At 39.6% G+C, this 4,791-nt stretch carries 4 protein-coding genes; all 4 read right to left on the reverse strand.

The genetic code is table 11. The annotated features are described in order from the left end of the window. Window positions 1-127: 127 nt before the first annotated feature. Window positions 128-598, reverse strand: a complete 471-nt coding sequence (locus LC608_RS36185; RefSeq protein WP_229558107.1) for a hypothetical protein — start codon at window positions 596-598, stop codon at window positions 128-130. Window positions 599-718: 120 nt separating this feature from the next. Continuing rightward, complete coding sequence (locus tag LC608_RS36190; RefSeq protein WP_229558108.1) at window positions 719-1,426, reverse strand: hypothetical protein; 708 nt, start codon at window positions 1,424-1,426, stop codon at window positions 719-721. 1 nt (window position 1,427) lies between these two features. Beyond that, complete coding sequence (locus tag LC608_RS36195) at window positions 1,428-4,247, reverse strand: hypothetical protein (protein WP_229558109.1); 2,820 nt, start codon at window positions 4,245-4,247, stop codon at window positions 1,428-1,430. A gap of 43 nt (window positions 4,248-4,290) precedes the next feature. Beyond that, the gene (locus LC608_RS36200; RefSeq protein ID WP_229558110.1) at window positions 4,291-4,614 is read right to left on the reverse strand and encodes a hypothetical protein; all 324 of its coding nucleotides are present in this window, start codon (window positions 4,612-4,614) and stop codon (window positions 4,291-4,293) included. Between the last annotated feature and the right edge of the window lie 177 nt (window positions 4,615-4,791).

Below are 4,791 nucleotides of genomic sequence, written 5' to 3' on the forward strand. Positions count from 1 at the left end.
CGAAGCCATACCCGTTTATTTACTTTTATCAAATAGAGTGAACTCTCTTAGACTAATTCCCCTAGTTTCTTCACTCATTGACATCTATTGGCTTTTAGTCTGCGATCGCCCCGTGATCGATTACGATTTATTCTTGTTGACTTAAAGATGAATTTCTACATTTATTTACAGCAATACCAATAGCGCTACGTGCTGCTTCAGTTCCCAATGCACTTTCATACGCTTGCTTGAGATCGATTCCTGCCGCCGCTTCGCTAAGAACTATATTATTTACATTATTAATATAGTTTCTAATCCCCAAAGTTGACTTTCCTAGTACATCCCCCTTATTACTGAGTAAAAGAATTACTATTAACGGCCAAATAAAGTCTGTATAAGCTCTTTGCTCTTCCCCCGCCATCATTTTTTTTGTCCATTCAACGACGAAGAAAGTTAGCGTTGCTATAGCGAATAAAGCTCCGACTGTACAAACTGCTGAATAAACACCACCTGTAATAGTTTCGTTCCAAAGCTCATCAAATCCTTGCGCTATTGAAGCTGCATTTTCTTTGGCTAAATCAGCTAAATCGCCACCATCTATTTGGGCTAGTAAAAACATGATTTGAATCCTTGCTCAATGCAGTAATTTTGAAAGATATTTGAACGCTAGTTGATTGTTTGTATAGGAGGTAAAAGCTCTTGTAACTTTACCTCCTACTGTGTTTCTATACTCTTTTAATCAGTCAGCAGAAGTAGGATCTAGCCGTGCATTAAGTACGACTTCATGCACTAGAGACAATCTGCCATCTTCTTCGGAGTTCTCCTTTTTCCGTTGGGAGTCAAGATGATCTGCCACTTGCGTCAGCATCAGGTTAGAGTAAGCATTGTCCTGTCGGGCTAACAGCGAATCAGTACGTTGTTCTGCTAACATCGACACAATTAAGCCGTTCTGAGCAGCGATCGCTTTGAGAACATTCTGTGAAGCATCCATACTCTGCGCCTCATCAGCAATACCTTTTGCAAGTTTAGCGATTTGTGCAGTAGTATCAATTTTTTCTTGAGTTTGCTGCTGTCCTTTTTCGCTGACTACGCTAGCGACAGAAGCCAAAGCTAGGTCACGTGAGAGCTTCTGTGCTTTTTCTTGGGCGACAGGATAAGAATAATCATCCTTAAGTGAACCCTTCAATTGATCAGCTGAAGCAATTGGGTCAGGCGCACCCAATTGTCCGATAGAACTATCAATTGCAGCATTAGCGTTTTCTTTAATGTCTGCCCAAGCACTGTTAATCTCATCAGATGCCCAGGTTTGAATTTCACCAACTTCACTTTGAAGATCCCAAACCAATGAATTGATAAAATCGTTGATACTGAAACCATAACTAGGTGCAGCAATAAAGAAACTGCCAACCGCACCAGAAATTATTATACCAATCGTCCGTTTTTTCATATTAAGCTACTTGCTTTATGTGTGATTTTGAGAGTAAATTCTTCGCTAATTCTGATAACTCTTCCCCCCGAATCATTCTGATATAATCCTCACTAAATTTGACTAACCCAAACAGAGGATTATCTTGATAGTATTTGAGAAACAAACTGCGGAATTCCTGCTCGTTGGGATTATTAGCAACTGAGGCTAATAAACAGTAAGCAGGATAATAGCGACAGAAAGTTAGCTTGCCGTTATCATCAAGCAACCATTGTGAGTAAATCCCCGACTTTTTTGGATAAAAAGCTTCTGTGCTATTGACCCTGATGATTTCAATAGGATATTTAAAGCGAACAATAAACGGGTCAACGGCTGATGATTGAATCCTGCCTACTAAACGTGTAGTGATATTGGCAAATATCTTTTGTGCAGCTTTGCTCTGATATATAGTCTCTGGTTCTTGGGCAGAAATAATAACGCGGATACCAGACTTCGCACCATTGGCACACAATCGCCCAATCAGGTCAGCTATCGCATCGAATTGGAATAAAATTGGTGCTTCATCAAGGAAGAAGATGCTGGCTTTTGATGATAATGCGCGACGTAATGCAGCAGCATAAGCACTAAGAGCGAGTATGGCAGCATCAGCTTCACTCGATAAATTACGTAAAGCGAATACTAACAATTTGGCATTAGTTCTAAAACTGGATGGGCGTGAGATGGATTGCCCGACCCTGGTACTCAACCAATAATTTATTCTCAGCCTGATTTGCTCTAAGGCTTCGGAAATCTCTTGACTCTTACTAGCAATAGAATCTAATTGTATGAAAGCTGGAGAACAAAAATTATAAAAATCTTTGAGCGTCGGAGTTTCGCTCCAATATTGAGTCCCAAATCCAAAATGTATTGCTGACTTGTAGCGTGATTTAATTTCATCATCATTAAAAAATGTTTTTAAAGCTAAAGCAATGATTGACTCAATATTGGTGGTAATCGTTGGGCTGACACCAATCATGCTCGTCCCTATTACCATCGTCATCAGCACTGATTTCAGAAATTCCTTAAAATCGTTCAATCGCTCATTTCTCAGTTCTGCATCCAGAGAGCGCAAATCAGGAAGCTCAAAAAGATTGTTTGATTCTTTGGAGATGTCAAAGTATGCCCCATCTTCACCCAGCAGATTGGTGTAGTCGGTGAATGTAGAAGTACCATCTGGTTTGGGATAGTCTAGCGCCACCACCGGAATATCTTGTGCAAGCGCCGGGGTAAGAATACCTGCCACTAGCACAGATTTACCTGAACGAGTTGCGCCGAAGACTGCCAAATTCTTGTGGTTTTGGTACAAGTCTAGATATACTGGTGTGCCGCCTTCTTCTGCGATTAATTCAAAGCCAGTGCGATCGCCTGTGGCAGTCCTGATCAATGGCATCAGCCCTGGTGCTTCCGAACTAAAATATGGCAGTCGGCGGTTAAAAGGCTTGGTTAACAGTGGTTCCCAAACAAATGGACAACACTGCAACCATGTCTTCCAAGCGTATTCTATTTCTCGGTCAACTACCGCCGGACGCAAGAAATAGCTGGCAAGGTAGCGGCAAGCTTCGTCTAATTCCCGTGGGGTTGGACGGTGGATCAGAAAAGCAACTGCGGTATGCACTACTACACTACCTTTATATATTGTCTTCTGCGCCTCTACCGCTTCTTCAATATTCATCCCCGATTTGACATCAATATTTCCTTTATCTGTAGATAAAGAAGTGCTGGTAATTGATTGCTTGGTAATGCGTTGAAGATTTGTTTTAGAGATAGTTTGATTTGCCTTTGTTAGCTGACAAATCACCTCTGTATCATAAATACTATCTCTAGAGATTAGTTCCCACAAATAACGTAATTGAGCTTGTTCGTCATACCATCCCCCTGGTTTTTGGCTGAAGTTGAGCGCCCCAATATATTTATTTTGGATTTTTACCCATTTCCTATCAAAGAATGGCACAGACTCCTCATTCTCTAACATCTGGTGGCGGATGTGAAAGTCGCTCGTCTGAGTTTCTACTATTCCATCTATTGGGTCAATTTTTAATGGATTAGGGATTGCCGGGGGAGTAGAGCCATTAAACTGTTGCCAAATTGTTGACCAAATTTCTTCAGCACTTAAAACCCTAATCCCCAACTTCATCTTGTTGCCCAGGATAGCTGACCACTGTAAAAATCCATCGTTAAATGAATTTTGCAGAATATTTTCAATTCTAGTATTGTTATGGGCGTGAATCTCACCTGTAAAGCGAAACCAGCCCTTTTCTAATTTTCTAATCAGAGATTCTATAAAATCCTTAGACCGTTCATCGTCATCAATAACAGTGTAAGTACACCATAGTCTCAAAAACTTATTCTTTCTAGCTCCACTTTGTGTTAGTTTTTTAGTCCTTAATCTTTCACTACGTATTAACAATTTTAATTGGTCAATCTGACAATTAGTCTCTAGCTTGGACAGTTCTTCTTGTCGGTGATAATCAGACGTAAAAGAACCTAAATGTATTGTTAAGTTTTCCCCTTCGGGAATTTCTTTTAGCCCCGCTTCTATCCCCTCAAAGATCGGCAGCATTTGCGATGATTCTAAATTCGGATGAATCCCTAAACAATCAAAGCAGAATTTTATTTGAATATTTTCACCTTTTTTGAGAATTAATGCGCCTACGCCCTGCCTACCTCCTAAGTTTAGGTCACAAATCCCCGCTAAATGGATAATATCCTCAAAGGGAGTGAGCATTTTGACAACACTAACCTGCTCGTTTTCTAATGCGACTTTACCTAATTTATCTTTAGCCTTATTAGAAGAATTTGGCATAATATTAATAACTGAAACTTAACTAAAATTCAGAACTTAGAACTTATTTTTCTCCCGACTTCCGATTTCTGACTTCTGACTTCTGTTGTATTGATTGAAATCTCATATATCCCCTACTAATCCGAGGGACGCTGACGAACTTACCGAAAAAGTCTTTATTTGTAGAAATTGTCCACCATGTTGCCCATCCCCAAGCAATACTTAATCCTGTACCTAACCAACTTGTTTTCAGTAGATAATTAAAAATAAATACATTGACTACTGCTATTAATGTCCAGGCAAATATTTGGTCGGCAGGGAATGGCCCTAGTCTTGGTCTTTCTCCTAAAATCCTATTTACTGTACGAAAATCATGTTTCTTTGACATGTTTATTGATTTAATAAAGAGTTATCAGCTATTAATCCAAATACGTATTTATCAATAACTGATAACCCAAAAAGCTTTTTTACTGAACAATCAAACCAGTAATTAAATCTCCAACGAAAACTGCCATAACTATGATTAATGGAGTTCTTGCTAGTGTCTGCCAATCTTCATCGTTCC

Origin of the sequence: Nostoc sp. XA010, from assembly GCF_020829625.1 — a bacterium.
In the GTDB taxonomy this organism is placed as follows: Bacteria; Cyanobacteriota; Cyanobacteriia; order Cyanobacteriales; family Nostocaceae; genus Nostoc.

What these genes read in the sequence shown, in the direction of transcription:
- LC608_RS36195 (WP_229558109.1), bottom strand. Translation starts at nt 4,247, where the DNA reads ATGCCAAATTCTTCTAATAAGGCTAAAGATAAATTAGGTAAAGTCGCA.
- LC608_RS36200 (WP_229558110.1), bottom strand. Translation starts at nt 4,614, where the DNA reads ATGTCAAAGAAACATGATTTTCGTACAGTAAATAGGATTTTAGGAGAA.
- LC608_RS36190 (WP_229558108.1), bottom strand. Translation starts at nt 1,426, where the DNA reads ATGAAAAAACGGACGATTGGTATAATAATTTCTGGTGCGGTTGGCAGT.
- LC608_RS36185 (WP_229558107.1), bottom strand. Translation starts at nt 598, where the DNA reads ATGTTTTTACTAGCCCAAATAGATGGTGGCGATTTAGCTGATTTAGCC.